This window comes from Actinomadura chokoriensis (genome assembly GCF_039529475.1).
Taxonomy (GTDB): Bacteria; Actinomycetota; Actinomycetes; order Streptosporangiales; family Streptosporangiaceae; genus Spirillospora; species Spirillospora bangladeshensis.
This window is the reverse complement of sequence record NZ_BAAAMW010000031.1, coordinates 31,958-57,467: the sequence shown is the minus strand read 5'-3', so window position 1 is coordinate 57,467 and position 25,510 is coordinate 31,958. Positions and strand designations below refer to the sequence as shown.

At 72.9% G+C, this 25,510-nt stretch carries 24 protein-coding genes; 10 read left to right on the top strand and 14 right to left on the bottom strand.

What is annotated here, in order from left to right:
* The first annotated feature begins 22 nt into the window (after positions 1-22).
* Both ABFX46_RS38680 and ABFX46_RS38675 read left to right on the top strand, forming a co-directional pair.
* Positions 23-214 carry a DUF397 domain-containing protein gene (locus ABFX46_RS38680; protein ID WP_346048970.1) on the top strand — a complete coding sequence of 64 codons (192 nt, stop codon included), beginning with the start codon at positions 23-25 and terminating at the stop codon, positions 212-214.
* A gap of 201 nt (positions 215-415) precedes the next feature.
* Positions 416-1,147: a DsbA family oxidoreductase gene (locus ABFX46_RS38675; protein ID WP_346048969.1), complete on the top strand. Its 732-nt coding sequence runs from the start codon at positions 416-418 to the stop codon at positions 1,145-1,147.
* On the opposite strand, the gene ABFX46_RS38670 is transcribed toward ABFX46_RS38675, so the two are convergent.
* The gene (locus tag ABFX46_RS38670) at positions 1,113-3,287 is read right to left on the bottom strand and encodes an MMPL family transporter (protein WP_346048968.1); all 2,175 of its coding nucleotides are present in this window, start codon (positions 3,285-3,287) and stop codon (positions 1,113-1,115) included. The two genes, ABFX46_RS38675 and ABFX46_RS38670, sit on opposite strands and share 35 nt — an antisense overlap.
* A 140-nt stretch (positions 3,288-3,427) precedes the next feature.
* Between ABFX46_RS38670 and ABFX46_RS38665 the strand changes: the two genes are divergently transcribed.
* The 4 genes from ABFX46_RS38665 (at position 3,428) to ABFX46_RS38650 (ending at position 8,066) form a co-directional block, all read left to right on the top strand.
* A complete protein-coding gene (locus ABFX46_RS38665) occupies positions 3,428-5,503 on the top strand; it encodes a leucine-rich repeat domain-containing protein (protein WP_346048967.1) in 2,076 nt (691 codons plus the stop codon).
* 218 nt (positions 5,504-5,721) lie between these two features.
* Complete coding sequence (locus tag ABFX46_RS38660) at positions 5,722-6,693, top strand: hypothetical protein (RefSeq protein WP_346048966.1); 972 nt, start codon at positions 5,722-5,724, stop codon at positions 6,691-6,693.
* A 167-nt stretch (positions 6,694-6,860) separates the two neighbouring features.
* Positions 6,861-7,085, top strand: coding sequence for a hypothetical protein (locus tag ABFX46_RS38655; protein WP_346048965.1), 225 nt, complete (start codon positions 6,861-6,863; stop codon positions 7,083-7,085).
* Between the two features lie 90 nt (positions 7,086-7,175).
* Positions 7,176-8,066 (top strand): endonuclease/exonuclease/phosphatase family protein, encoded by an 891-nt coding sequence (locus tag ABFX46_RS38650; RefSeq protein WP_346048964.1) that lies wholly within the window; start codon positions 7,176-7,178, stop codon positions 8,064-8,066.
* Between the two features lie 12 nt (positions 8,067-8,078).
* On the opposite strand, the gene ABFX46_RS38645 is transcribed toward ABFX46_RS38650, so the two are convergent.
* From ABFX46_RS38645 to ABFX46_RS38625, 5 genes are all read right to left on the bottom strand, one after another.
* The gene (locus ABFX46_RS38645; protein ID WP_346048963.1) at positions 8,079-8,762 is read right to left on the bottom strand and encodes an NPCBM/NEW2 domain-containing protein; all 684 of its coding nucleotides are present in this window, start codon (positions 8,760-8,762) and stop codon (positions 8,079-8,081) included.
* Positions 8,763-8,981: 219 nt separating this feature from the next.
* Positions 8,982-9,905, bottom strand: coding sequence for an ABC transporter substrate-binding protein (locus ABFX46_RS38640; protein ID WP_346048962.1), 924 nt, complete (start codon positions 9,903-9,905; stop codon positions 8,982-8,984).
* A 16-nt stretch (positions 9,906-9,921) separates the two neighbouring features.
* The gene (locus ABFX46_RS38635) at positions 9,922-10,608 is read right to left on the bottom strand and encodes an ABC transporter permease (RefSeq protein WP_131938551.1); all 687 of its coding nucleotides are present in this window, start codon (positions 10,606-10,608) and stop codon (positions 9,922-9,924) included.
* The gene (locus ABFX46_RS38630; RefSeq protein ID WP_346048961.1) at positions 10,605-11,255 is read right to left on the bottom strand and encodes an ABC transporter permease; all 651 of its coding nucleotides are present in this window, start codon (positions 11,253-11,255) and stop codon (positions 10,605-10,607) included. The genes ABFX46_RS38635 and ABFX46_RS38630 overlap by 4 nt, the downstream gene beginning before the upstream one ends.
* Complete coding sequence (locus ABFX46_RS38625; protein ID WP_346048960.1) at positions 11,255-12,394, bottom strand: ABC transporter ATP-binding protein; 1,140 nt, start codon at positions 12,392-12,394, stop codon at positions 11,255-11,257. The genes ABFX46_RS38630 and ABFX46_RS38625 overlap by 1 nt, the downstream gene beginning before the upstream one ends.
* 159 nt (positions 12,395-12,553) lie before the next feature.
* On the opposite strand from ABFX46_RS38625, the gene ABFX46_RS38620 reads away from it, so the two are divergent.
* Positions 12,554-14,017, top strand: a complete 1,464-nt coding sequence (locus ABFX46_RS38620) for an aromatic amino acid ammonia-lyase (protein WP_346048959.1) — start codon at positions 12,554-12,556, stop codon at positions 14,015-14,017.
* Positions 14,018-14,023: 6 nt separating this feature from the next.
* On the opposite strand, the gene ABFX46_RS38615 is transcribed toward ABFX46_RS38620, so the two are convergent.
* Positions 14,024-15,031: a LacI family DNA-binding transcriptional regulator gene (locus ABFX46_RS38615; protein ID WP_346048958.1), complete on the bottom strand. Its 1,008-nt coding sequence runs from the start codon at positions 15,029-15,031 to the stop codon at positions 14,024-14,026.
* 171 nt (positions 15,032-15,202) lie between these two features.
* Here ABFX46_RS38615 and ABFX46_RS38610 point away from each other — a divergent pair, with 171 nt between their 5' ends.
* Positions 15,203-15,727: a cysteine dioxygenase gene (locus tag ABFX46_RS38610; protein ID WP_346048957.1), complete on the top strand. Its 525-nt coding sequence runs from the start codon at positions 15,203-15,205 to the stop codon at positions 15,725-15,727.
* A gap of 149 nt (positions 15,728-15,876) precedes the next feature.
* Here the strand turns inward: ABFX46_RS38610 and ABFX46_RS38605 are convergent, their stop codons facing one another.
* Together ABFX46_RS38605 and ABFX46_RS38600 are read right to left on the bottom strand one after the other, a co-directional pair.
* A complete protein-coding gene (locus ABFX46_RS38605; RefSeq protein ID WP_346048956.1) occupies positions 15,877-16,788 on the bottom strand; it encodes a hypothetical protein in 912 nt (303 codons plus the stop codon).
* A gap of 92 nt (positions 16,789-16,880) precedes the next feature.
* Positions 16,881-18,029, bottom strand: a complete 1,149-nt coding sequence (locus ABFX46_RS38600; protein ID WP_346048955.1) for an acyltransferase family protein — start codon at positions 18,027-18,029, stop codon at positions 16,881-16,883.
* Positions 18,030-18,200: 171 nt separating this feature from the next.
* On the opposite strand from ABFX46_RS38600, the gene ABFX46_RS38595 reads away from it, so the two are divergent.
* Positions 18,201-19,004 carry an SGNH/GDSL hydrolase family protein gene (locus ABFX46_RS38595; protein WP_346048954.1) on the top strand — a complete coding sequence of 268 codons (804 nt, stop codon included), beginning with the start codon at positions 18,201-18,203 and terminating at the stop codon, positions 19,002-19,004.
* A 3-nt stretch (positions 19,005-19,007) separates the two neighbouring features.
* Here the strand turns inward: ABFX46_RS38595 and egtD are convergent, their stop codons facing one another.
* Genes egtD through egtA form a run of 4 tightly spaced genes read right to left on the bottom strand, consistent with a single transcriptional unit; the run spans position 19,008 to position 23,295 of the window.
* Positions 19,008-19,961: an L-histidine N(alpha)-methyltransferase gene (gene egtD, locus ABFX46_RS38590; protein ID WP_346048953.1), complete on the bottom strand. Its 954-nt coding sequence runs from the start codon at positions 19,959-19,961 to the stop codon at positions 19,008-19,010.
* A gap of 29 nt (positions 19,962-19,990) precedes the next feature.
* Positions 19,991-20,740, bottom strand: coding sequence for an ergothioneine biosynthesis protein EgtC (egtC, locus tag ABFX46_RS38585; RefSeq protein ID WP_346048952.1), 750 nt, complete (start codon positions 20,738-20,740; stop codon positions 19,991-19,993).
* Positions 20,741-22,096: an ergothioneine biosynthesis protein EgtB gene (egtB, locus tag ABFX46_RS38580; RefSeq protein WP_346048951.1), complete on the bottom strand. Its 1,356-nt coding sequence runs from the start codon at positions 22,094-22,096 to the stop codon at positions 20,741-20,743. It lies immediately after the preceding gene.
* Entirely contained in the window at positions 22,087-23,295 is a 1,209-nt protein-coding gene (gene egtA / locus ABFX46_RS38575) for an ergothioneine biosynthesis glutamate--cysteine ligase EgtA (RefSeq protein ID WP_346048950.1), read from the bottom strand. The genes egtB and egtA overlap by 10 nt, the downstream gene beginning before the upstream one ends.
* Positions 23,296-23,569: 274 nt before the next feature.
* Between egtA and ABFX46_RS38570 the strand changes: the two genes are divergently transcribed.
* Entirely contained in the window at positions 23,570-24,820 is a 1,251-nt protein-coding gene (locus ABFX46_RS38570; RefSeq protein WP_346048949.1) for an RNA polymerase sigma factor, read from the top strand.
* A gap of 7 nt (positions 24,821-24,827) precedes the next feature.
* Here the strand turns inward: ABFX46_RS38570 and ABFX46_RS38565 are convergent, their stop codons facing one another.
* Positions 24,828-25,502: a rhomboid-like protein gene (locus ABFX46_RS38565; protein WP_346048948.1), complete on the bottom strand. Its 675-nt coding sequence runs from the start codon at positions 25,500-25,502 to the stop codon at positions 24,828-24,830.
* Between the last annotated feature and the right edge of the window lie 8 nt (positions 25,503-25,510).

The following is a 25,510-nucleotide window of genomic DNA, read 5'->3' as shown; positions in this document are numbered from 1 at the left end:
CACTACGTGACATGGTCGAACCATGAGCACGAACTTCCAGTCCTGGCGCAAGTCCAGCCACAGCGCCCCGAACGGTGACTGTGTCGAAGTCTGCCGCTTTCCCATTGGTGACATCGGCGTGCGTGATAGCAAGCAGAAGGACACCGGCCCGGTCCTTGTCCTCACGCGGCGTGAGTGGGGCGCGTTCGTGCGGGATCTTCGCTCCAGCACCTAGAAACCCCAGGACCACTGCCAGTGGACGCGCTTCGGGCCGGATGCCCTGCTGATCTCCAGCAGCGACATGGCCGTTCGTCTCCTTCTTCGCGGTGGGGACGAGACCCGGGTCACGCGGGAGGGGCTGGTTTTTCAGTTTTTACTAGTGGACACTGAAAAAACCGAGCCTCCGGGCCGCCGTCATCGTTCGAGGAGGGACGCGATGGCCTACGTCGTCTACGGGGACTACAACTGCCCCTACTCCTACCTTGCGAGCCTGCGCGTGGACGAGCTCGTCCGGCGGGGCGGGTCCGGCGTCGAGTGGCGGGCGGTCGAGCACGATCCGCGGCTGCCGCTGACCGGATCGCCCAGCGGTGCCGCGGCGGACGAGTGGGCCCGTGAGCTGCGGCAGATCGCCGGCCTCGCGCGGCCCGGCGAGGCGGTGCCGGACGCGCCGCCGCCCGTCGTCAGCAACACCGGCGCCGCCGTGGCGGCCTATGCCGAGGCGCTGACCGACGGCCTCGCTCACGAGGTGCGGCGGGCGCTCTTCCGTGCGATCTGGGTGGAGGGGCGGCATGTCGGCAGCCCTTACGAGATCCGCCGCATCGTCGCGGAGCTGATGTACCCGCGGACCCTGCCGGACGGCCACCGGTACGGCCCCGACCTGCCCATGCCGATCGACGCCGGACGGGCCGCCGCCGGAACCGAGCGGCGTTTCGGCGCCACCGTCAGCGTCCTCGGCGGGCCGCTGACCGTGACCGGCCAGCGGCGCGTCGAGCGGTGGCGGGCGGAGTGGCGGGCCCTCACGCCGGTGGTCCCGGCCGTCGTCTGCCCGGACGGCACCGTGCTCCCCGGACTCGACGGGCTGGCCCGGCTCGCCGACCTGCTGGACGGGCCGCTGCCCGCCGCCACCGCGCCCGTCAACGCGGAGCGGGGGCTCGCCCGCGCTGCGTGAAGGCGCCCGCGTCCGTCCGGCCGAACCGGCGGGGCCACCAGTTCCACGCGCCGAGCAGCGCCATCAGGGACGGCAGGACGAACACGCGGATGACCAGCGCGTCGATCAGGATGGCGGCGGCCAGGCCGACGCCGAGCTGCTTGAACTCGACCATGCTGAGCGTCCCGAAGACGGAGAACACGCCGACCATCACGATCGCGGCGCTGGTGACGACGCCCGCCGAGCGGGTGATGCCCTCGCGGACGGCGTCCCTGGTGGGCAGGCCGTGCTCGGCGGCCTCGCGGATGCGGCTGACGACGAACACGTGGTAGTCCATCGACAGCCCGAACAGCATCACGAACAGGAACAGCGGCAGCCACGACACGACCGCGCCCGAGGACGTGAAGTCCAGGAGGTCCTCGGCCCAGGTGTGCTGGAAGACCGCCACCAGCACGCCGAACGCGGCGCCCGCCGACAGCAGGTTGAGCAGCGTGGTGGAGACGGCGATCGCGGGCGAGCGGAAGATGAGGCCCATCGTCGCCAGCGTCAGCAGGAGGACGAAACCCACCACGAGGGGCAGCCGCCGTTCCAGGTGGGCGGTGAAGTCGACGCCTTCGGCGACCTTCCCCGTGACGCCGTACTCCGCGCCGGGGACGGCACCGACCGCCTGCGGCACCCAGGCACGCAGCGTCTCCAGCGAGCGGCGCGCGCCGTCGCTCTTGGGCGTGTGCGGTGTGGCGATGTCGATCACGTGGACCCGGCGGTCGGCCGACGTCTTGACGGCCGGACGCCGGTCGTGCGCGAAGAGGGGGTCGGCGGACGTGCGGCGGGCCAGGGCGGCGAGGGCGTCCTCCACGTCACTCGCCTGGTCGGCCGGCGCGCGTACCGCGACCTGGTGGACGGTCCCCTCGCTCGGGAACGCGCGGGTCAGCCGGTCCATCGACTGGACGACGGCGATGTCGCGCGACAGGTCGTCCGAGCCCGGCTGCTTGAGGCGCATGTCGAGGGCCGGGACGGCGAGCAGGACGAGCAGCCCCGCCGAGACGGCGAGGGTCGCCGCCGGGTGGTCGAGGGCCGGGCGCAGCAGGGCGGGCCACAGCCGCGACTCGCCCGGCCTCATGCTGAGCCGCCACAGCACCGGGACTCTCGGGCGGTCCGTCCAGCGTCCGAGCTTGGCCAGCAGCGCGGGCAGCACGGTGAGGGACGCGAGCACGGCGGCCGCCACCACGATGATCGCCCCGGTGGCGAGGGAGGAGAACGTCGCCTCCCCGGCCAGGTAGAGCCCGGCCAACGCGACGATCACCGTCACGCCCGACACGACGACCGTGTGCCCGGACGTCTCCGCCGCGATCTCGATCGCGTCCGGCCGGCCCCGGCGCCGCTCCTCCCGCTCGCGTTTGAGGTAGAAGAGCGAGTAGTCGACGCCGACCGCCATCCCCATCAGCAGGATCACGTTGCTGATCGCGCTCGTCGCGGGCAGCACGTGCGAGACGAGCGCGGACAGGCCCATCGCGGCGGCCACCGACGACAGCGCCAGCGCCACCGGCACGCCCGCGGCGATCACCGCACCGAACACCACCAGCATGATCAGCAGTGTGAGCGGAAGGCTGATGAACTCGGCCCGCTTGAAGTCGTCGCCGAGCGTCTCGCCGAGCCCCTTGGCCATCGATCCCGTCCCGACCTGCTCCACGCGCAGGCCCGGGTGCGCCGACTGCACCGCCGCGCTCTGCTCCAGCAGCGGGTCCACGCGCCGGTCGGCGGTCTCGGTGTCGCCCTTCATCGTGACCGGCACGAGCACCGCCGTGCGGTCCGGCGACCGGACGGGACGTCCCACCGCCTCGACCTCCGGCAGCGCCTTCATCCGCCGGACGACGTCCGCGGCCGCCGTGCGGGCCGTCCGGGCGTCGAGCCTCCCGCCCTCGGTCCGCGTGATGAGGACGCTCTCCTCGGGCTTCTCGGGGAAGTGCCCGGACGCCGCGATGCGTCCGGCCCGTCCCGACTCCCCGACGCCCGACTCCGCGTCGCTGATCTTGTCGGTGCCGGCCGCACCGCCCAGCACCAGGCACAGCCCGACGAACAGGACCCACAGGCCGATCGCCGTCCAGGGCCGCCGCGCGCTCCACCGCGCCACCCGCACCGTCACCGGTTTCTTGATCTTCACCCGGACGACGCTATTTCCGCGCCGTTCCGCGTCCCATGCGGCAGACCATCGGATTCCGCCGCGTCACCGCACTCCCCGTCCTGGGGAAATCCGCAGGGCTCGCGCCCGCGGATGTCGGAGGCGGGCAGTACGGTGCGGCCATGATCGATGACGGCGCCGAGGTCGAGCGGATCCTGGACGGCCCGCCGGGCAGGCTCGCGTTCCGGGCGCTCTGCGCCGCCGTCGGCCGCGCGGGCGCCTCGGAGAAGCTCGTCTCGTCCTGCGACGAGCGGCTCGCGTCGTGGCCCGACGAGGTTCGCGAGGCGCCGTGGTCCTGGCTCGCCGCGCTGGACGCCGGCCACTCCAGGCCGGGGTGGCCGCTCGTCCGGTCGCTCGCGCCGGGCTCGGCGCGCTGCGGCCTGCGCGATGCCGCCCTGCCCGACCCGCGCCGCCGCCCCGAAGTGCGCGGCGTGACCCACCTCGACCTCGGCCTGTTCGCCACCGACCAGCTCACCGCGCTGGTCGAGACCATCGAGCACTGGGACGGGCTGCGGTCGGTCAAGGTCGGCCACCTCACCGACGGCGACGCGGACCTGGTCGCGAGGCTCGCCGCCGCCCCCGCCGTCGCGCGGCTCGAATCGCTGAGCCTGCTGACCGTCCGGGAAGACATGTGGCATTTCGGGAAGCCGCCGTTCCGCCCGGACGCCGGAGCGCCGTGGCGGCTGCGGCACGCGGGCCTGCGGGCTCCCGACCTGGTCCATCTGATGCGTTCGGGGCTCGTACCCGGCCTGCGCTCCGCCGAGGTGCTCGTCTGCACCACCGAGGAGGCGCGCGACCTCGCCGGCTGCCCGGAGCTGGCCCGGCTCGACCGCCTCGCGATCGGGTTCCGCTGCGGCAAGGACGGCCGCCAGCCGCTCTGGAAGCCGTACTTCGGCAACGTCATCGCGCAGGACGACGAGGCGTGCGAGGAGTTCTTCGCGCGCGCCGATCTCGCGAGCCTGCGCGCCCTCACGGTACGGGGCACGAGCATGGGGCTCGGCCGGGAGGGGCTCGGCGCACGCGGCGTGGACGCCCTCGTCGCCTGCGGCGTGCTGGGCCGGCTGACCGAACTCGTCCTCGAACTGCTGCCGGTCGGCGACGCGACCATCGCGGGAGTCCTCAAAGGCGTCGATCCCGGCCGCATCGAGAAACTGACCCTCGCGGATCTCGTCGCCACGGACAGGACCGCCGAGGCGTTCGCCGCCGCCGGCGCCTTTCCGCGCCTGCGTCACCTCGATCTGAGCAGGAACCGCCTCGGCGCGGCAGGGGCACGGCGGCTGGCGGACGACGTCCGCATGCCCTCGCTCGCGCACCTCGGCCTGAGCGGCCGCGCGGGAGGCTCCCCGTACTACGGGCGGCCCGCCGTCCAGCCGGTCGGGGATGCCGGCGCCGAGGCGTGGGCCTCGTCGGACAACGCCATCCATCTCACCCACCTGGGCATGTGCGCGACCGGGCTCGGCGTGGACGGTCTCGTCGCGCTGATGACGTCCGAGCGGCTGCGGAAGCTCGGCACCCTCGATGTGTCGCACAATCCGGTGGGCGGCTGGCCCGCGCCGCTGAAGGACGCGCCTGTCTGGCGAACGCTGCGGACGTTGAACGCCGATGAGTGCGGCCTCGATGACGACGACATCGCAGCCATGGCGGCGGTGCCCTCCGCGCCCCGCCTGCGCGGCGTCTCACTGGACTACAACGGCGTCGGGTCGCACGGTGCGCGGACGCTGGCCTCGTGGGCGGTGCTGCCGCAGCTCTGGCGGCTGAACCTGCACGACCACGTCATCGGGGACGACGGCCTGATCGACCTGGCCGCGTCCGGTACGGCCCGGCGGCTCCTGGAACTCGACCTCGAACAGGACTGCTGGAACCCGCGCAAGCGCCGGTACGGCGCACCGCTTCCGGACGAGGTCATCGATCCGGCGTCGTTCCCCGGCCTCGACGCGGTGTTCCTCGGCATCGTCGACGAGTACCACGGCGCCCGCTATTCGTGCGGGTTCCCCGAGCACATCTGGACGCACCTCGCGTCGGCGAGCACGACGCGTCCCGAACTGGCCGCCTTCCTCACCCACCTGGACGTGGAAGAACTCGACGACACCGACGACCCCGATCAGGCACCGTCAGCGCTGACCACGACTTCCGCACCGAGCGCACCGCGCACCACGCCGAATACCTGGACGAGGCCAGGGAGTTCGCCCAGCGCATGATCGACGGCGACATCGGCCGGCCCCCACCGGCCTCCTGACCCGCGACCGGGTCAAGCCGAGATGAAGCGGACGCCCCGGGCCGATCAGCGCTTCGCAGCCCGATGATCAAGGACGGGGTGTCGTCCGCCCGGCGGGCGGCGTCCCGGTGAGGGTGGTCGGGCGCCGCCGGACGGCACCGGCGCGCAGGTCAGCGAACCGGTTCCGATCCCGAGGGAAGCATGCGCGTCACCAGCGCGGCGGCGGCCGTCCTCGCCGCCGCGGTCCTGCTCGTCGCCCGGCCCGCGCCCCACGCCGGCGCGCGGGAGGAGGGGACGCCGCTGGGCAAGTCGAACTTCGCCATGGCCCTCGGCGGGCTCGACCCGGAGTCGAGGGACAACTGGGTCCGCCTCGGCGAGTACACCTTCACCGCGGACGGGGACGTGCTGGAGGTCCACTGGACCTGGCGGCAGCCGGTCCGCGTCCGGCGGGCGTCCACCGGGAACCGCGCCTGGGGCTGCACGGGACGGGACTGCACGGTGCTCACCGCGTCCGGCTGGCAGTCGGCCGGTGCGGCACGGGCACTGACGGGCAGGTACAGCGTCCGCGACGGTGAACTCCACATCGCGTGGGACGACGGCCACTGGGAAGACTGGACGCTCACCTCCCTCGCGGGCGGCGAACTCGCCGGCGTCGAACTCGCCGCCACCGACCTCGGTGCCACGCACGGCTTCGGCAACGGCAGCAACGCGCCGTGGACCGCGCGCGTCCCGGCGGCCACCATCGCCGCCGCAGACCATGCCGCGTTCGTCCACCGCTACTACCTGTGGAAGACCCGTTCGGGCTCGCCGTACATCGACCACGGTGACGGCTCGCCCTTCTGGGTCACCCGCTGGAAAGTCTGCGCGGACGGCCGGTGCCTGGGCGCGCGGACGCACCGCGAACGCGACCCGGCGCACACCGTGTACTACATCGCTCCGGCGAACACCGCGCCCGCCCACCGGCGCGACACCCTCTGGCACTGGCGGACCACCCTCGCCGACGGGCGCGGGGAGACCTGCTACACCGGGAACTCGCACGTGAAGCCCATGATCCAGGTCGTGGACGACGACGGCGGATTCCACGGCTGGGTGGGCGTCGAAGCGTCCCTGAACCAGACCACGTCCGAGGGACGCGACGCCGACGACATCGGCGTCTTCCGCATCCTCGGATGACGCCTGCGGGCCGGTGCCCGTATCGAGCGGCCGCACCGCCCATCCGATCGTCCGGGGCCCATGCGGATCGGCCCATTGTCGGGGTCGGGTCGCCGGATTTCGACCGGGAACACCCGGTAGTCCAGCGCACAAGGCGGGCGCGGCGCCGCCTGTTGTGCATGGTCGCGGTGGCACTGCTGGTCGTCGCGGCGGGGTCGTTCGAGATATACCGGTTCGAGTCCGGCCATGATGGCGATCCGGGGTTCCTGTCGATCGTGACCCCGATCGCATGGATTCTCGGGCTGGCCGCCACCGTTGTCCTGAGTTTCCGCTGGCACCAGGAAGACGGCGTCCGCATCGCCGCACAGCCGGCACCGGGCGCAAGGCACGAGTTGCTCCCGTTCGTTCGCTGAGCCGGGCCGGGCCGGAGCGGCCGGCCCAGCCGCAGGAAGCCGGTCTACGTATTTCGTCACGGTTATCCTCTATGCGGCGGGAGGGGAACGATGCTCGGACGCGTCCGACGCCGGCGCTGGTTCTGGCCGCTGGCCGCCGCCGCTGCGGCGGTGCTCGTCTCCGGTTTCCTCCTCGCCGCGCCGAGGGCGGACGACGACGGGACGGTCCGCGTGATGACCTACAACCTGCGCGGCGTGAACGACCCGCCCCCGAGGGACTGGAAGACCCGCCTACCGCTCGTCGAGCACCTCCTGCGCCGCCACCGGCCCGACCTGCTCGGCGTCCAGGAGGCCCGCTGGTACCAGGTGAAGGACCTGGCGCGGGTGCTGACGGACTACGGCTGGGTCGGTCTCGGCAGCCAGGGCGGCACCCGCGATCAGTTCCTGGCGGTCTTCTACCGCCGGGACCGCTTCGAGGTGCTCGACTTCGACCACTTCTGGCTGTCCGACACCCCGTCCGTCATCGGCTCGGCCACCTGGGGGAACCGGTACGTCCGGATGGTGACCTGGGCGAAGCTCCGCGACCGCCGCACCGGGGCCGTCCTCTACCAGGCCAACACGCACCTGGACAACATGTCGGCGGACTCGCGGGTGAAGAGCGCCCGGCTGATCCTCGACCGCGTCCGCGCGTTCGACGCGGGCGTGCCCGTGGTGCTCACCGGCGACTTCAACGCCGCCGCCGGCGCCTCGCCGGTCTACGCGATCCTCACCGGCGCCGACGGCTTCCGCGACACGTGGACGACGGCCGCCCGCCGCGGCCCCCAGTACCGCACCGAGAACCACTGGGAACCGCCGCAACCCGACGGCAAGCGCATCGACTGGATCCTGACGCGCGGCAACATCCGCACGACCTGGACGGAGATCGACCCCTACCGCACCAAGGACGTCTACCCGTCCGACCACGACCCCGTGATCGCCCACCTGAAGATTGCCGCCCGCTGACCTCGCGGAGCGTCAGCGGGTCACGGTCGCCTCGCCCCATGCCGCGCGCCCGGCGTGGCTGCAAAGGCCCATGTCACCTTTCACGAATGACATGCGCATCTCGAGTTCCTGCATGTTCGAGACGTCGAAGTCGACCGGTTCCGACTTGAACTTGGACGTCTTCCGCTCCGGGCCGATCTGCCGGTTGTCCACAAAGAACTTGTAGTAGATCTCCGTATCCGGCTGCGAGTCGCTCGTCACCCCCACCACCGTGTGGAAGCTGCGCCATTCTCGATTCAGCGCGTAGGTGACGGTCGCCTTCTGCTTGCAGCCGCCCACCCTCAGGGTGAGCGAGTTCGTGTAAGTCTGCCCGTTCAGCGTCACCGAGTCCTCAGTGGGAGAGGTGTTCCGAGACGTCGGTTCCATCTCGGACAGATACCGCGTCTCGCCCGCGCCCGACGCCACCGTCACCGGCGGCGAGTCCAGCGGCGAGCCGGGCGGCGAACTCGCAGGCGAACGCGCAGGCGGGTCGGCCGATGCCGAGCCCCCAGCGGACGCCTGTCCCCCTGAGCCGTCCTGCAGAATCGGGACCACGACCTGTACGACGGCGGCCGTGACGCCCCCGATGGCGGTGATCAACGCGGCGATGACCGCCACGTCTTTCCACAACGGCCGCTTTTGCCGGTCGCCCCGATCGCTTTGATCATTCGTGGTCATTCGCCCCGCCGTCCACGTTCGTCCCCGGTCCCGCCGCCGCTGCGGCCAGTGGCGGGAACACTACTCCGCCGCAACCCGAATAGGAGGGGCGCCAAAGAATATTCCGGGTTTCCCCGGTTCCGGGTTTCCCCGGAGAAGCCTGCGGGCGTGGCGTGTGAAAGGCCCGCGCGGCCCCTCCCATTACGGGACGGGCCGCGCGGGCCTTTTCGGGGTGGCGGGTCAGGCGAGGCCGGACTTCTTCAGCCAGTCTTCGGCGACCTTCTCCTGGTCGTCCTTGTCGATGGCGATGCGCTTCATCATGTCCAGGAGGTCCTGGGTGGTGAGCTTGACGGAGACGGCGTTCAGCGCCGCCTTCGCCTGGTCGTTCACCGCCTCCTTGTTGACCAGCGGCGTGACGTTCTGGGCGCTGAAGACGTTCTTCGGGTCTTCCAGGACGACCAGCTTGTTCTGCTGGATGGTCGGGTCGGTGGTGAACAGGTCGGCGGCCTGGATCTTGTTCTCGGTGAGGAGCTTCACCAGGGTGGCCTGCGCGCCGGCGTCGAACGGCTGGAACTTCTTGAACTCCAGGCCGTAGACCTTCTGCAGGCCGACGAGGCCCTGCTGGCGGGTCTTGAACTCCGAGGGGCCGGCGATAGTGAGGTCCTTGGCGACCGGCTTCAGGTCGGCGATGGACTTCAGGTTGTACTTCGCGGCCGTCTGCGGGTTGACGGTGACGGAGTCCTTGTCCTCGGCCGCGGCCGAGTCCAGGATCTCGACGGACGGCGGCAGCTTCGCCTTGAGGGCGGCGTTGATCTCCTCGGTGGTCGCGGCCGTGCTGGCCTTGTCGACGGACGTGGTCAGCAGGGCGCCGTTGTACTCGGGCATCACGCTGATGCCGCCCTTGACGACCTGGTCGTAGTAGATCTCGCGGGCGCCGATGTCGAACTTGCGGGTGACCTTGATGTCCTTGGCCTCAAGGGCCTGGGCGTAGATCTCGGCGAGCAGGTTGCTCTCGGGGAAGTTGGCGCCGCCGACGGTGATCGTGCCGCTCTTGCCGCCGCCGGCGAGCGGGTTCTTGTCGTCGCCGGAGTCCCCGCCGCCGCAGGCCGACAGCGCCAGGGCGGCCACGAGGCCGATCGCCGCGCCACGGATGAGTTTCTTCATGGTCGTTGTCCTTCGGTCAGGAGGAACGGGCGGAGCCGAGCAGGCCCGGCGAGATCACGACGCGGCGCAGCGCCGCGAAGACGAACTGGACGATCAGGGCGAGCAGCACGACGAGCACGGTCCCGCCGATGACGAGCTGGTAGTCGTTGCGGGCGAGCCCGTCGATGATGTAGCGGCCGAGGCCGCCGAAGCCCGGGTAGGCGGCGATGGTCGCGGTGGCGACGACCTGGATCGCGGACGTGCGGAGCCCGAGCAGGATCAGCGGCAGCGCCATCGGCAGCTCCGCGTGCCACAGCACGCCCCAGCCGGTCATGCCCATGCCGCGCGCCGCGTCCTTCGCGTCGGCGTCGACGCCGCGGACGCCCTCGTAGGTGTTCACCAGGATCGGCGGGACGGCCAGCGCCACCAGCGCGATCAGCACCGGCGTGATGCTGTACTCGATCACGACGATGAACAGGATGAGCCCGAAGGTGGGGATGGCGCGGGCGAAGTTCGCGAGGGTGATCGCGAGGAAGCCGCCCCGGCCGGTGTGCCCGATGAGCAGGCCGAGCGCCAGCCCGATCACGGCGGCGGCCAGCAGCGACACGCCGCTGTAGTAGAGGTGCTGGACCAGCCGGTGCGGGATGCCGTCCGCGCCGTGCCACTGGGACGAGGCGGTCAGCCAGCTCCAGAACAGGTCGATCTGGTTCCACAGGCCGTTCACGCGGACGCTCCCCGGGCTCGGGCCCACGGGGTGAGCACGCGCTGGACCAGGACGAGGATCGCGTCCGTGGCGAGGGCCAGCAGGATGATCAGGGCCGTCGCCGCGACGATCTGCGTCTGGAACTGCAGCTGGTAGCCGCGGATGATGTCGGCGCCGAGCCCGCCCTGCCCGATCAGCTGGCCGACGGCGACGAGGCTGATGGACGAGACGGCGGCGACGCGCGTCCCGGCGATGACGATCGGCACCGCGATCGGCAGCTCGACCTGCAGCAGCCGGCGCAGCGGCCCGAAGCCCATCGCGGTGGCCGCCTGCCGGACCGGGTCGGACACCGACGCCAGCCCGTCCACCACGTTCGGGACGAGCACCGACAGGCTGTAGAGGGTCAGCGGGATCATCACCGTGGACGGGTTGAGGCCCGTGTAGTCGATGAACAGCATGAACAGCGCGAGCGACGGGATCGCGTACATGATGTTCGCGACCGTCAGCGCCGGCGGGTACAGCCAGCCCCAGCGGCGGCACGCCACGCCGAGCGGCAGCGAGATGAGCAGCCCGAACAGCACCGGCAGCAGCGCGAGCCGCAGGTGCAGGACGGCGTGCTCGCCGAGCGAGTCGGTGTGCTCGCCGATCCAGCCCCAGTCGATGTCCATCAGCCGCCCTCCTTCGCGAGGGACGGCGCGTCGGCGGCGCCGGGTTCGAGGCCGGGGCCGGAGCGGGCGATGGCGGCGCTCAGGTCGTGCTGGTCGGCGACGCCCACGAGCCGCCCGGCGGCGTCGACGCTCACGGCGCGGCCCGACGGCGACAGGATCGCAGCGTCGAGCGCGGCCCGGACGGAGTCGGACCCGGTGTCGAAGGTGTGCCCGATCGGCGCGAGCCGCGCGTCGCCCAGCACGCCGGACGAGGGCAGGACGTCCGCCGAGGCCCAGCCGAGCGGGCGGCGGTCGCCGTCCACGACCAGGACCCAGCCGTCGGACGGCGCCTCCGACACGGGCGTGTCGGACGGCAGGACGCCGCGCTCGTTCAGCGGCACCGCCGAGGACGGGACGAACGACAGCCGCCGGATGCCGCGGTCGTGCCCGATGAAGCCGGCGACGAAGTCGTTCGCCGGGCGGGCCAGCAGGTCTTCGGGGCTGTCGATCTGGACGAGCTTGCCCCCGGTCTGGAACACCGCGATCCGGTCGCCGAGCTTGATGGCCTCGTCGACGTCGTGGGTGACGAACACGATCGTCTTGTGCAGCTCGTCCTGGAGGCGGAGGAACTCGTCCTGCAGCTCGCCGCGGACGACGGGGTCGACGGCGCTGAACGGCTCGTCCATCAGCATGATCGGCGGGTCGGCGGCGAGCGCCCGCGCGACGCCGACGCGCTGCTGCTGGCCGCCGGACAGCTGGAACGGGTAGCGCCTGGCCATCGACGGCTCCAGCCCGACCCGCTCCATCAGCTCCAGCGCCCGCTCCCGCGCCTTCTTCTTGCTCCACCCGACCAGGTAGGGGACGGTGGCGATGTTGTCCTGGACGGTGCGGTGCGGGAACAGCCCCGCGTGCTGGATGACGTAGCCGATGCCGCGCCGCAGCTCGGCGGGCTTGCGCTCGCGGACGTCCCGCCCGTCGATGAGGACCCGGCCGGAGGTCGGGTCGACCATCCGGTTGATGGTCCGCAGCGCCGTGGTCTTGCCGCCGCCGGACGTGCCCACGAACACGGTGATGCGGCCCGTGGGGCATTCGAGGCTGACATCGTCCAGGGCGACGGTGCCGCCGGGGTAGCGCTTGGTGACGCCCTCAAAGGTGATCAACGATTCACGTCCTCGTTGGGCGCCCGTGACGCCGATGATCGATTTCGGCCTACTACCCAACCGTAACCAATGGGTACGGTCACCTCGGTGTCCCAGCTTGTCCGGAACGTGAGATGTCGAGGATAACTACCGGTAAACCGGGGAAAGTAGCGCCGCCGCGTGGAGAACAGCCGAATCGTTATCGACGGAACCGCGCTCACCTGCGCCCACGTCGTCCGCGCCGCCCGCGAGGATGTGACAGTTGCCATATCTCCGGACGGCACTGAATTCGCCCGCGCCGCCTGGCGGGCCGCCCGCGAGATCGCCGCGTCGCAGCCGGTGTACGGGCGGACCACCGGCGTCGGCGCCAACCGCGTCGTGGACGTGGAGTGGGAGGACGCCGACGCGCACGGCCTGCGCCTGCTGCGCAGCCACGCGGCCGGCGCCGGGCCGCTGGTCGCGCCGGAGATCGTCCGGGCGATGCTGACGGTCCGGCTGAACCAGATCGCGGCGGGCGGGTCGGGGGTGGAGCCGGGCGCGCTGCAGGCCCTCGCGGACGTCCTCAACCTGGGTCTCCTTCCTCCGGTGCCGGTGTACGGGGCGATCGGCACCGGCGACCTGACGGCGCTCGCGTCGACCGCGCTGTGCCTGCTCGGCGAGCGGCCGTGGCTGGCCGAGCAGGAGGAGGCGCCGCCGCGCGGGCCCGGCTACCGGCTGCAGTCCGCCGACGCGCTCGCGTTCATCAGCTCCAACGCCGCGACGCTCGGCGAGGCGGCGCTCGCGGTCGCCGACCTGCGCGAGATGCTGCGCGCGTCCACGGTCGTCGCGGCGCTGTCGCACTTCGCCGTCCGGGGGTCGGGCGAGCCGTACGCGCAGCCGGTGCAGGACGCGTGCCCGCACCCCGGCCAGCAGGACGCGGCGGCGGCGATGCGGGCGCTGCTCGCCTTCGACCAGCCCGTGCCGATGCGCATCCAGGACCCGTACGGGTACCGGGCGTTCCCGCAGGTGCACGGGCCGGCGCTGGAGGCCGCCGGGTACGCCGAGGAGGTCGTCACCCGCGAGATCAACGCCGCCGCCGAGAACCCGCTGGTCGACGCCCCCGGCCGGACGGTCTGGCACAACGGCAACTTCCACACCGCGTACGTCGGCCTCGCCCTGGACTCGGCGCGCGCCGCGCTGTTCCAGACGATGGCGCTCGCCGCCGCCCGGCTCGGGACGCTCGCCGAGCCGTCGTTCACCGGCCTCTACCCCTTCCAGGGCGCCACGGAGGCGTCGTCCGGGATCATGATCCTGGAGTACGTGGCGCATTCGTGCCTCGCCGACGTCCGGCGCCTGGCGACCCCGGCGGCGCTCGGCAGCGCGGTCCTGTCGCGGGGCGTCGAGGAGCACGCGGGCTTCTCCACCCAGTCGGCGCGCGCGACGACCGACGCCGTCGCCGCCTACCGGCTCGGGCTCGGCTGCGAGCTGGTCGCGGCCGTCCGGGCGCTGCGGATGCAGGGGCGCGCGCCGTCCGGCGGGCCGCTGCGCGCGGCGGTCGACCTGGCCGGGACCGTCCTCGACCCGCGCGTCGAGGACCGCCCGCTCGACACCGACATCGCGGCGGCGGCGGACCTCCTGCCCCGGCTGGCCGGGCTGCATCCGTGACGTCCCCTACCCCGGCGCGCCGCCCGTGGACGCGCGGACGCGCAGCGACGGCTCGCGCACCACGCGGCGCTTGCGCGGCTTGCCGTCGATGACGTCGACGATCAGCCGGACGGCGGAGTGGACGATGCCGTCGATGTCCCAGTCGACGGTGGTCAGCGGCGGGGTGAGCAGCGCCGACATCGGATGGTTGTCGTACCCGCAGACCGCGACGTCGCCGGGCACGTCCAGCCCCAGCTCGCGCGTCGCGGCGTAGACGCCGTAGGCGATGGAGTCGGCGAAGCAGAACACCGCGGACGGGCGGCCCGGCCCGCCGAGCACCCGCAGCGCGACCTCGGTGGCCTCGCCGAGGGCCTGCGGGACGACGACGAGGTCGACCCGGAGCCCCAGCCGCTCGGCCTCGGCGTTGACGTGCACGTCGGCGGGGCGGTCGGGGGTGCTCGCCCCCGTCGGGGTGAACACGGTGACGCGCTGGTGCCCGAGGCCGCGCAGGTGCTCCAGCGCGAGCGTGACGCCGCGCCGGTTGTCGAACACGACCTCGCCCTGCGCCTGCCCGCCGTGCAGCGCGTCGCCGATCGACACGACCGGGACCGCCGCGGCGAGCTCCGACCAGAGCGCGGCGGACGGGTCGAGCGGCTGCACGATCAGGCCGTCCACCCGCTGGTCGCGGAGCCGGCGGGCGAGGGCCAGCTCCCGCTCGGGGTCGCCGCCCGCGTCGACGATGAGGGCGTAGCGGTCGCGGGCGAGCAGCGCCCGGCCGATGCCGACCGCGAGGGACTGCTGCCAGTAGTCCTCCAGGGAGCCGCACAGCAGCCCGACCTGGCCGGTGCGGCCGCTGGCGAGGGCGCGCGCGATCGGGTGGGCCTCGTAGCCGAGCTCGTCCGCCGCGGCGCGGACCCGCTCCTGCGTCTCCTCCGAGGTCTGGATGCCGCGCAGCGCGTACGACACCGCGGCAGGCGACAAACCGGTCGCCTGCGCCACTTCCCGGATGGTCGCGCGCTTGCGCTTCTCCGACATCCCTCCAACCCTAGAGGCCGCCGCCGACAGAGCAACGGCCCCGCCCTTGACGGCGCGAGCGCTGAAGCGGTTCACTGAAACGGTTTACTGATGCGGTTCAGTCCCCCCTGCGCTGCGGCTTCGCCGCGCCCGGAACCGCGTCCGGCAACAGAAACGGAAAGGAATGGAACCGTGTCTTCGGAGGTCCTGCCCCGCGCCGCCGGCTTCGAGAACCTGCCCGGCCGCCCCCTCGACGAGCGCGAACTGCGGGAGCTGGTCGACGACCTGGCCGAGCGGCCCGGCCTGTGGCGTCAGCACGTCGCCTTCCCCGAGGGGCGCCGCCACTACGCGTCCCTCCACCGGGACGAGCACGTCGACGTCTGGCTGCTGTGCTGGACACCGGAGAACGACACGGGATGGCACGACCACGACGTCTCCTCGGGCGCCGTCCGGGTCGTCGCCGGGGCCATCGAGGAGAACAACCCGCGCATGGGCGGCGAGCCGCGGCGGACGGTCGTCAGGGAGGGCGAGTCGTTCGCCTTCGGCCCCGACCACATCCACCGGCTCACCGGCGTGGAGGACGCGAGCGTGTCGATCCACGCCTACTCGCCGCCGCTGTGGCGCCTCGGCCAGTACTCGGTCGACGAGTCGGGCGTGATGCGGCGCCTGTCGGTGAGCTACACCGACGAACTGCGTCCGCCGGACGACCCCGCCTGACCCGTTTCCGGCGGGACCGTTCCCGGTCGGGTGCCTCCGGCGGGCCCGACCGGGGGATGCGGGCCCGCCAGAGGGAACGCGTCCGGCCGATGCCCGCTCACACCGGCCGGACGCTCACATTTCCTTCAGCGCCGGACATCCCGGAAGTGTCACACCGACACAACGGCCCGGCGGCGGGCGAGCCACCGGTCGGTCACCGAGCACACGGCGACGGCGGCGGCGAAGGCCGCACCGGCCGCTCTGAGAAGGCCCGCTTCGTAGTAGGCGTCCGTCACGAGCTGGAGGGCGGCGTACCCGGCCGCGGCCCCGGCGAGGAGCGCGACCGCCGCCTGCGCCGCCCACACGGCGGTTCGGGTCGTCCCGGTGCCCGAAAGCGTCTCCCTCAGGGCGAATATCGCGGCGGCCAGGCAGACGGCGAGGCCCGCGGCCGCCGCGAGCAGCGGAGCGCCGAAGTTGACGCCGTACCGGACGGCCAGGGCCGGGACGAAGAAGAGCAGCAGCGCCCACCGCAACCCGGCGACGACGGACGACAGCGCGACGCCGGCCTCACCGTCCGGAAGGCGGGACGACGCCACGCGCGCACCCACGAGGACGCACAGCGCGACCAGCGTGCTTGGCAGACGTCCGCCCACATGGCCCAGGTTGTAGAGCAGCGCGGTCTCGTAGACGAACAGGACGAGGTGCCCCAAGGCCCAGGTGGATACGGCGAAGAGAAGCATCTGCGCGAACGAGGCGCGCTCGGCACCCTCCCCCTCCTGCCTGGCCAGCCACTGGAGAAGAACAGGGGTGAGCAAGGCGGAGCCCACCCGGATCACGATGTCGTCGACCGTGTAGGGGTTGCGCAGCTCCCACTCGACCACGCAGAAGACGAACATGTAGGAGAACGACGCCGCCCACACCAGCCAGGAACTCGCCAGGCGCCGGTACAGGCCGCGATCCAGCCAGCGGACAACCGTCACGTAGGCGAGGAGGGCGAACGGCAGTTCAAGGAGCGCCTGCACCCGCAGCAGGGACGGCGCGAGCAGTTCGGGCTTCGGGAAGTGCTCGGCAAGGCCGCGCATGGCCGAGCCGTCCGCGAGAGCGAAGTACCCCTCCGGCAGGTACTTCGCGATGAAGGACGCGTCCCCGCCGTGGACGCGCAGCCGCCGCGGGGTCAGCTGTGCGCCGCGTCCACCGGGGTGCGGCCGCGAGGCTGATCAGGGTTGAGATCAGGACCGCGCCATCCACCATGATCGGCAAATCTAGACGGTTCCGTCCGGTGTCGCAGGGGCTCCAGCGATGCGCGCAGGCGGGCGCGCATCCACGCCGCCCCCGGGCGCTCGACCAGCCGGTGGACGGCATAGGCGCCCAGCAGCGACGCGGCGACCACCAGGCCCAGCGCCGTCCATCTGCCGGCGGCCGGGTACAGCGCGTCCAGCAGCGGCAGCGCGAGCTGCGAGTGGACGAGGTAGAGCGGATACGTGAGCGCCCCGAGGACCGTCAGCCGGGACCACCGCAGCCGCCGCAGCCGGCCCGTAGCCACCAGGATCATCACCGCGAAGATCCCGGTGATGATGCCGCTGACCGCGATCTCGTCCGCGCCCCGGAACACGTGCTCGGCCCGCCAGGCGCCCCAGTGCAGCGCGATCAGGTAGGACACGGCCACGTACCCCCATAGCAGCAGCGTCGGCCCGAACCGGTGGATCATGTAGAGCGCCATGCCCGCGATGAAGTAGCAGCTCCAGGTCGGGATCAGCATTACCTGGAGCAGATTGTTGCCGGCCTCATCGGCGTACACCCCGGCGAACAGCCACACGGCCATGAAGACGAGGCATGACCGGTAGGTGATGCCGATGCTCGCGAGCACGGCGATGAGCACGTAGAAGTGGAGCTCGACCCAGAGCGTCCAGTAGACGGCGTCCACGTTCTTCAGCCCGAGCCCCCCTTGCAGCATGGTCAGGTTCGGCAGGACGAGGCCCGGCACACCGTTCCCCTGCCGGAACACCGCGTACACGACGGCGCCGAGTAGCACGCTCACCCAGTACGCCGGCATCAGCCGGACGAGCCGCGACACCCCGAACTCGCCCGGTCCGCGCCCCCACGCGCTCATCAGGATCACGAACCCGCTGATCATGAAGAACAGGTCGACGCCGAGGTACCCGAACCGGGTGACCGCCGCGACGCCGGGGAACACCTCGCGCGCGGGCGTGGGCCAGGGCCCGGCTCCGCCGAAGCCCGTGAAGTGGTACAGCACCACCGCCAGCGCCGCCGCGAAGCGCAGCAGGTCGAGTTCGCTCAGCCGTTCCCGCCGGGTCACCGTCACCGCGGCACCCTCCCGCCCCCGGGTGGCCCGCCGCGATCCGCGGGGTGAGCCCGCGGTGAACGGAGGATGGAGACCGCGGCGCGCGGCCGGTGAACCCGCGACGAGCCCCGTCGGGGGCGGCGGATCAGTAAGATGCGGGGTGCATCCCCTGGAACGTTTGGGTGGTCCTCCATGACTTCTCGCCGCGCCCGACGCGGCGCGGCGACTTCGGTGCTGTGCCTCTGCCTGGTGGCGGTCCTGTCGGTCGCCGGCTGCTCCGTGCTCGCGGGGTCGGTGCACAAGCCGGCCGCGGCCGACGGCCCGGGGAAAGGGCCCGCGGCCGGCTCGGTGAAGGGCGCCGCGAAGGACGGCGGGGCGCGCACGCCCCCGCCCGTGGTGATGTTCCTCGGCGACAGCTACACGGTCGGCGACCGGGGCGTCCAGCCGGAGTCGACGTACGCGTCCGCGACCGCGCGGCTGTTCGGCTGGCAGGTCGTCGTCGGCGGCCGCTCCGGCACCGGGTACGTCGTGAAGGGGCGCGGGACGCAGGCGTTCCTCAGCCTGTTCGAGAGCCAGCTCGGCTGGCGGCCCGCGCCGGACATGCTGATCGTGTCCGGCGGCCACAACGACTGGCGGGTCCCGGCGCCGCAGGTCGCGGCGGCGGCGCACCTGCTGCTCGAGCGCGTCCGGCAGCGCTGGCCGGGCACGCGCCTCGTGCTGCTCGGGCCGCTGTGGGGGACGGGCGCCCCGGTGCCGGGCGTGGTCGCGGTCCGGGACGCGCTGAAGGCCCTCGCCGCGCAGCTCGGCATCCCGTTCATCGACCCGATCGGCGAGCAGTGGATCACCGGTGACCGGCCGGCGGGCACCGGCAACGCGGCGTACTTCATCAAGGCCGACCGCACCCACCCGACCCCGGCGGGCCACCGGTACGTGGCGACCCGCCTGGCCGCGGACATCAAGCGGCTGGGCCTCGCCCACCCGGTCCGGACGGGCTGACGCTCAGCCGGCCGGACGGGCGAGGGTGAGGGAGAAGTCGCCGTTCCCGTCCGTCCAGAACTCGGCGATCTCCATGCCGGCCGCGCCGAGCTCGGCCGCGAGGCGGTCGCGGCGGAACTTGGCGGAGATCTCGGTGCGCATCTCCTCCCCCGCCGCGAACGACACGCCGAGGTCGAGTCCGCCGACGCGGACGTCCTGGTCGCGGGTGGACCGCAGCCGCATCTCGATCCACTCCTCCGCCGCGTTCCACACGGCGACGTGCTCGAACGCCTCCGGGTCGAAGTCGGCGTCCAGTTCCCGGTTGATGACGTAGAGGACGTTGCGGTTGAACTCGGCGGTGATGCCGGCCGCGTCGTCGTAGGCGCGGACGAGGCGCCCCTCGTCCTTGACGAGGTCGGCGCCGAGCAGCAGGAAGTCGCCGCCGTCCATGGTGGCGCGGACGCCGCCGAGGAACCCGATCCGCTCGGCGGGCGGCATGTTGCCGATCGTCCCGCCGAGGAAGGCGATGAGCCGGCGCTCGCCGCCGGGCAGCAGCGGCAGGTGCTGCTCGTAGTCGGCGACGACCGCCCGGACGGCGAGGTCCGGGTGGTCGGCGGCGATCCCGGCGGCGGCCTCGTCGAGGAACTCGCCGCTCACGTCCACCGGCACGTAGGACCGGAGCGTGCCGGAGAGCGCGTCGAGCAGCAGGCGCGTCTTCTCCCCCGATCCGGCGCCGAGTTCCAGGAGGGTCTTGGCTCCGGTGGCCGCGGCGATGTCGGGCGCGTGCGCGACGAGGATCTCCCGCTCGCGCCGGGTCGGGTAGTACTCCTCCAGTCTGGTGATCTCCTCGAAGAGCGCGCTGCCGCGCTCGTCGTAGAACCACTTGGGCGGCAGGGTCTTGGGCGTGCCGGTGAGCCCGTCCCGGACGTCCTGGCGGAGCGTCTTGGCGAGGTCGTCGGCGGTCAGGAACCGATCCACGAGTGGTTCTCCTTCACAGGGAGTCGATGTCACAGGGAGTCGATGCGGACGCCGGTGCCGGGTCCGGCGGTGACGAGGGAGCGGTCGGGCACGTGCCGCCAGCCGGGGTCGTCGTCGAGCGGCTCGGACGCGATCAGGACCGCGTCCGCGCCCTCCCGGACGAACAGGGAGTCGCCCCAGGTCGTGGCGGCCAGCGACGTGCCGTCGGAGGCGAGCAGGTTGTAGCGGCCGGGAGCCAGCGCGGTGATCGCGGTGACGGCGGCGGCGAGGCCGTCGCCGAGCGGCAGGCCGTCCCGCCAGTGCCGGACGGCGAGCGCGAAAAGCGGCGCCGAGTCGACCGGGGCGCGGGCGTCGGGCATCCCCTCGCCGAACGACTGGGCGACGTCGCCGGCCAGCTCGCGGAGCTTGGCCTCGACGCCGCCGAAGCCCTCGACGATGCCGTTGTGGCTGAACAGCCAGCGTCCGGCGCGGAACGGCTGCGCGCAGGACTCGTCCACGGGGAACCCGGCCGTCGCCGACCGGATCGCCGCGACCGCGCACGACGCCCGGACGGCGCCGGCGACCTCGCGGAACGACTGGTCGGTCCACAGGGGCTGGGCGCGGCGGAACCGGACGGGCGCGCCGTCCTGGTACCAGCCCACGCCGAACCCGTCGGCGTTCAGCAGGTTGCCCTGCGTCATGCGCGGCGCGTACGCCTGGGTCTCCAGCGAGTGCTCGCCGTCGTAGACGAGCGAGTGGAGGGTCCGCTCAGGCCCGAGGTAGCCGAGATGGCGGCACATTCAGCGGGCCTCCCCCGGCGTGCGGGCGCAGCGGAAACCGGAGAAGATCTGCCGCCGGACGGGGTAGTCCCAGTTGCGGAACGATCCGCGTACGGCGAGCGGGTGCGTCGCCCAGGAGCCGCCCCTCAGCACCTTGTAGTCGGGGCCGAAGAAGACCTCCGAGTACTCCTTGTAGGGGAACGAGCGGAAGCCGGGGTAGCCGTGGAAGTCGGTTGACGTCCACTCCCACACGTCCCCTAGGAGGCGCCTCACGCCGTAGGCCGAGGCGCCCGACGCGTAGGAGCCGGTCTCGGACGGATGCAGCGTGCGCTGTCCGAGGTTGGCGCGCCCCTCCTCGTACACCTCGCCCCAGGGGTAGCGCCGTGAGTGCTGCGCGGCGGGGTCCCAGCGGGCGGCCTTCTCCCACTCGGCCTCGGTCGGCAGGCGCTTGCCCGCCCACCGCGCGTAGGCGTCGGCCTCGTACCAGCACACGTGCTGGACGGGCTCGCCGGGCGGGACGGGCTCCGTCCGTCCGAACCGGCGCCGCACCCACTGCCCTCCTTCGCGCGTCCAGAAGGCGGGGGCGCGTTTGCCGCTGCCGTTGCGCCAGTCCCATCCGGCGGGGTCCCACCAGCGCGGGTCGTCGTAGCCGCCCGCCTCCATGAACGCGATGTAGGCCGCATTGGACACCGGCTCAACGTCGATGTAGTACGCGGGCAGGTCGACGAGGTGCACGGGGCGTTCGTTGTCGTACGCCCACGGGTCGTCGGAGGTGCCCATCAGGAACGGGCCCGCCTCGATGAGCACCTCGTCCGCCACCGCGGCCTCGGCCGGCTCGTGCAGCGGCTCGGCCAGAGGGTCGAGCAGCGCGGGAGCGCCCTTCCGGAGCTGATGGGTGGCGAGCATGGTCTCGTCGTGCATGTGCTCGTGCTGGACGACCATCCCGTAGACGAACCCGCCCGACGTGAGCGGGTTCTCCGTGTCGAACCGCGCGGACGGCAGCGAGTCGAGGACCTTGGCGCGGACCGTGCCGATGTAGGAGCGTGCCTCCTCCGGTGACAGGAGCGGCAGGGTCGGCCGTTCCGCGCGCGGGTGCTCGAAAGCGTCGTACAGGTCGTCGATCTCCGGGCGCATCGCCTCCCGGCCCGCCGCCGCGCGCAGCAGCCACAGCTCCTCGTAGTTGCCGACGTGGGCGAGGTCCCACACGAGCGGCGACATCAGCGGCGACACCTGCGCGGTGAGGTCGTCCGCGGCGAGAACGTCGGTGGTGAGGCCGAAGCTGCGGTCCCGCACCGTGCCGAGTTCATCGGCGATGAGTTCCTTGAGCGCGTCCTCGTCGTGCATGCCGATGGGGACCGGGGAGTTCGTCAGGGCCATGTCTGCTCCTCCTCGGGCAGGGGTGATGGTGCGTCGTCGGCGGGGCTGCGCCCCCGGTCGACGTAGCGGCGGGCGTACTCCTCGACCAGCGGGACGAGCCCGGACGCGCCGAGCCGCGGCAGCGCGTCGAGGGCGGCGGTGAAGCAGGCCCGCGCGGCGGCGGCGAGCGGCGCGTCCGACAGCCCGCACCGGGCCGCCTCCGCCCACCGCGCGGCGACCGGTTCGACGGCGGCCTCGGCGGCGAGGGACGCGGCCGGGTCGTCCAGCAGCGCGGTCGCGACGGCGACGGGGACGGCCCAGTACCGGCCGGGCGGCGCGTCGATCATCCGCAGCTCCAGCCAGCCGCGCGGCCGGACCGGCGGGAACAGCGTGGACAGGTGGTAGGCCAGGTCGTCCTCGCCCGGCTCGCCCTTGGCGAGCCACTCCAGGAACGACATGCCGGGGTCGGACACCCACTCGCCCTCGGCGGTGTGGACGAGCATGACCCGGGCGTCGAGCGCGTACCGCGTCCACGCCTCGGCGGGGTCGCCGTCCGCGCCGTCCCGCAGGACGGGCAGGGTGCGGCAGGGGTCGAGCTCGGTCCAGATGCCCTGCCGGGACGAGCGCATCCCGGTGCGGCGGCCGGCCCGCAGCGGCGAGTTGGCGAACGCGGCGACGAGCACCGGCCCGAGCGCGTGCGCGAGCCGCCAGCGGCGGGACGCGTCCGGGTCGTCGGCGCCGATGTCCAGGTTCACCTGGACGGACGCCGTCGAGCACATCATCGCCAGGCCCGCGTCGGGGAAGCCGCCGGCGCGGAAGTAGTCGCGCATGCACGAGTAGCGGGGATGGTCGGCCTGGAAGCGGGGCCGCCGGACGGGGTCGACGCCGTGCCCGGCGAGCGCCAGCCCGTCGGCGGCGAGCGCGTCCCGCACGTGCGCGATGTCGCGGCCGAGCGCGCCGTGCAGCGGGCCGAGGCCGCGGAACGGCGCGGAGCTGAGCTCGAGCTGCCCGCCCGGCTCGTAGGTGATCTTGCTTCCGCCGGCCGGCGGGCCGGCGCGGTCGACCAGCCCGCGCACCCGTCCGGCGGGGACGTGCGCGGCCGTGTCGGCGGCGTCCACCACGAACCACTCGGTCTCGGCGCCCACCGTCCCGGGCGGGCCGGTCTTGAAGCAGACACCGCGAATGTGCTGGTAGACACCATCAACCGTCAGGCGCGTCACCGTTGACTCCTCGGGTAAATCGATAACGGGTTCGAATCCTTCCCTGCTGAACCGCATCAGGAATCCGCCGAATTTCGGGAACTTCCTTAAATCTCCGTGAACATCACCGTCCGCAGGGGGCCCGGCTACCTTCCGTGCTATTCGACATACCGTCCGATCTCGGACTTCTCAGTCATGGACCTGAGGCGCTAGAGTCCCGTTGATCTGCTGTATGAACCATTTGTCAGCCGATCAGTCGGATGGCCGGACGAGGCGGACGGGAACGGGAGGGCACATGCGCGGGGACCTGGGCTCGCTCTACGACGCGCACGCCGACCGCCTGTACGCCTACTGCTGGTCGCTCGTCGGCGACCAGCTGGCGGCCGCGGCCGTCGGCGACACGTTCAGCGCGGCCGTGCACCAGCCGCCGCGCGGCGACAGCGTGCTCTGGCTGTACTCGCTGTCCCGGACGGCCTGCGCCGAGCGCGGCGCCTTCACCGGCGAGCCCGGCGCCCGGGGCGGCATGCTGTTCGCCGACCCCGACCCGCTGCTGCGCGCCGCCGCCGGGCTGCGCTCCGACCACCGCGAGGTCCTGCTGCTGTGGGCGGGCGAATGGCTCGAACCGCACGACATCGCCCGCGTCCTCGGCATCGCCCCCGACACCGTCCTGCAACTGCTCGCCGCCGCGCGGACGCGGCTGGAGCGGGCCGTCCTCGACATCCTGATGCGCGGCACCGCCCAGCCGCAGCTCGACCTGATCGCCGCGTTCGAGAAGGGCCGGCTGCCGCGGCTGCTGGCCCGCCGCGCCCCGGCGCACGCGCCCGGCTGGCTGCGCGATCGCGTCCTCGCCGCCTGCGAGGAGGAGGCCGCCCGGCCGCTGCCGAGCGTCGCCGCGCCGAGCCCGCTCGTCGTCATCGGCGGGGAGCGCGGGCAGCGCCCGAAGCGCGGCCTCTCGGGCGGCATCTCCAAGGGCCTCGGCGCCGCCGCGGGCGTCGCCGCGTCGGCCGCCGCCGTGATCGGCCTCCTCGCCTCCTGGCCGACGGCCAAGGGCGGGGGCGGCACCGCCTCCATCGTGCCGTCGGCGAGCAAGGGGCAGACGCATCCGGCGTCCGCGCAGACCAGCGGCGTGCCGCAGAACCCGCTGCCCGGCACCACCGGGTCCGAGCGGTCGGCGGGCGTCGCGCCGAGCGCGTCCGGGAACCCGGTGACCAGCGCCTACGACGACCCGCCGCGGCAGGCGGGCGGTACCCCGGGTGGAACGGCCCCCGCGCCGACGCCGCCCTCCGGCAAGCCGTCCCCGGACAAGAAGCCCGTGTCGGACACGCCGTCGCGGCCGGAGAAGCCGTCCACCACGCCGGGCGACCCGGCGACCACTCCCCCGGCGAGCCCACCGCCGTCCACCGACCCGGCGACGCCGCCGGACGACGGTTCGACGCCGCCCGCCACGCCGCCGACGGACACCCCGTCGACCCCGCCCTCGGACGGCTCCGGCACGGCGAGCCCGAGCCCGACCGCCAACCCCGCCCCGGAGCCGGGGCAGGGCTGACCGGAGGTCAGGCGCCCGCGACCCGTCCGGGCCGGGCGATGCCGGCGGCCGCGGGCACCGCGGTGCGGCGGCGCTCCAGCAGCAGGAGCAGCCCGCCGATCAGCGCGCCCGCGAGCATCGCGGTCAGGTGCCCGACGGCGGCGACCTGCAGCGCGAGCAGGCCGTCCAGCAGGACGGGCACGAGCGCGCACCAGCCGGCCAGCGCCAGCAGCCGCCGCACCCGCCCGCGCCCGTACAGGAACGCCGCGACGAGCGCCGCGCACAGCACGTAGGACGGGCCGACGTCCGGGATCGTGCGGACCGAGTCCGACAGCAGGCCGGCCTCCAGCCGCACGAGCGCGATGCCCTGGCTGACCAGGGTGCCGAGGACGTGCGAGGCGGCGACGAGCACCACGGCCCGCAGGTTCCCGAACCGGCGGGTGAGCGGGAACAGCCCGATCGCCGCCGCCACCATCAGCACGCCCTGCGCCCCCTCGGCGACGAACGCCGAGGCGACCATCGTCCCGACCGGGTTGACCGCGAGGTTGGACAGGTTGGTGCTGGCCCAGGCGATCAGCGCGTGCCGGGCGTCCGGCGGCAGGACGAGGGCCTGCACCGTCCACACCGCGGCGAACAGCCCGAGGAACGCCAGCGGCATCGCGTACCGCCGGGCGAACGCGGCCATCGCACCCGCGCGCTTCACGCCCGCAC

Excerpts from the sequence above, each read along its gene's own strand:
- ABFX46_RS38680 (WP_346048970.1), top strand. The coding sequence starts at position 23 with ATGAGCACGAACTTCCAGTCCTGGCGCAAGTCCAGCCACAGCGCCCCG.
- ABFX46_RS38675 (WP_346048969.1), top strand. The coding sequence starts at position 416 with ATGGCCTACGTCGTCTACGGGGACTACAACTGCCCCTACTCCTACCTT.
- ABFX46_RS38665 (WP_346048967.1), top strand. The coding sequence starts at position 3,428 with ATGATCGATGACGGCGCCGAGGTCGAGCGGATCCTGGACGGCCCGCCG.
- ABFX46_RS38660 (WP_346048966.1), top strand. The coding sequence starts at position 5,722 with ATGCGCGTCACCAGCGCGGCGGCGGCCGTCCTCGCCGCCGCGGTCCTG.
- ABFX46_RS38650 (WP_346048964.1), top strand. The coding sequence starts at position 7,176 with ATGCTCGGACGCGTCCGACGCCGGCGCTGGTTCTGGCCGCTGGCCGCC.
- ABFX46_RS38645 (WP_346048963.1), bottom strand. The coding sequence starts at position 8,762 with ATGACCACGAATGATCAAAGCGATCGGGGCGACCGGCAAAAGCGGCCG.
- ABFX46_RS38640 (WP_346048962.1), bottom strand. The coding sequence starts at position 9,905 with ATGAAGAAACTCATCCGTGGCGCGGCGATCGGCCTCGTGGCCGCCCTG.
- ABFX46_RS38630 (WP_346048961.1), bottom strand. The coding sequence starts at position 11,255 with ATGGACATCGACTGGGGCTGGATCGGCGAGCACACCGACTCGCTCGGC.
- ABFX46_RS38615 (WP_346048958.1), bottom strand. The coding sequence starts at position 15,031 with ATGTCGGAGAAGCGCAAGCGCGCGACCATCCGGGAAGTGGCGCAGGCG.
- ABFX46_RS38605 (WP_346048956.1), bottom strand. The coding sequence starts at position 16,788 with ATGCGCGGCCTTGCCGAGCACTTCCCGAAGCCCGAACTGCTCGCGCCG.
- ABFX46_RS38595 (WP_346048954.1), top strand. The coding sequence starts at position 18,201 with ATGACTTCTCGCCGCGCCCGACGCGGCGCGGCGACTTCGGTGCTGTGC.
- egtC (WP_346048952.1), bottom strand. The coding sequence starts at position 20,740 with ATGTGCCGCCATCTCGGCTACCTCGGGCCTGAGCGGACCCTCCACTCG.
- egtB (WP_346048951.1), bottom strand. The coding sequence starts at position 22,096 with ATGGCCCTGACGAACTCCCCGGTCCCCATCGGCATGCACGACGAGGAC.
- ABFX46_RS38570 (WP_346048949.1), top strand. The coding sequence starts at position 23,570 with ATGCGCGGGGACCTGGGCTCGCTCTACGACGCGCACGCCGACCGCCTG.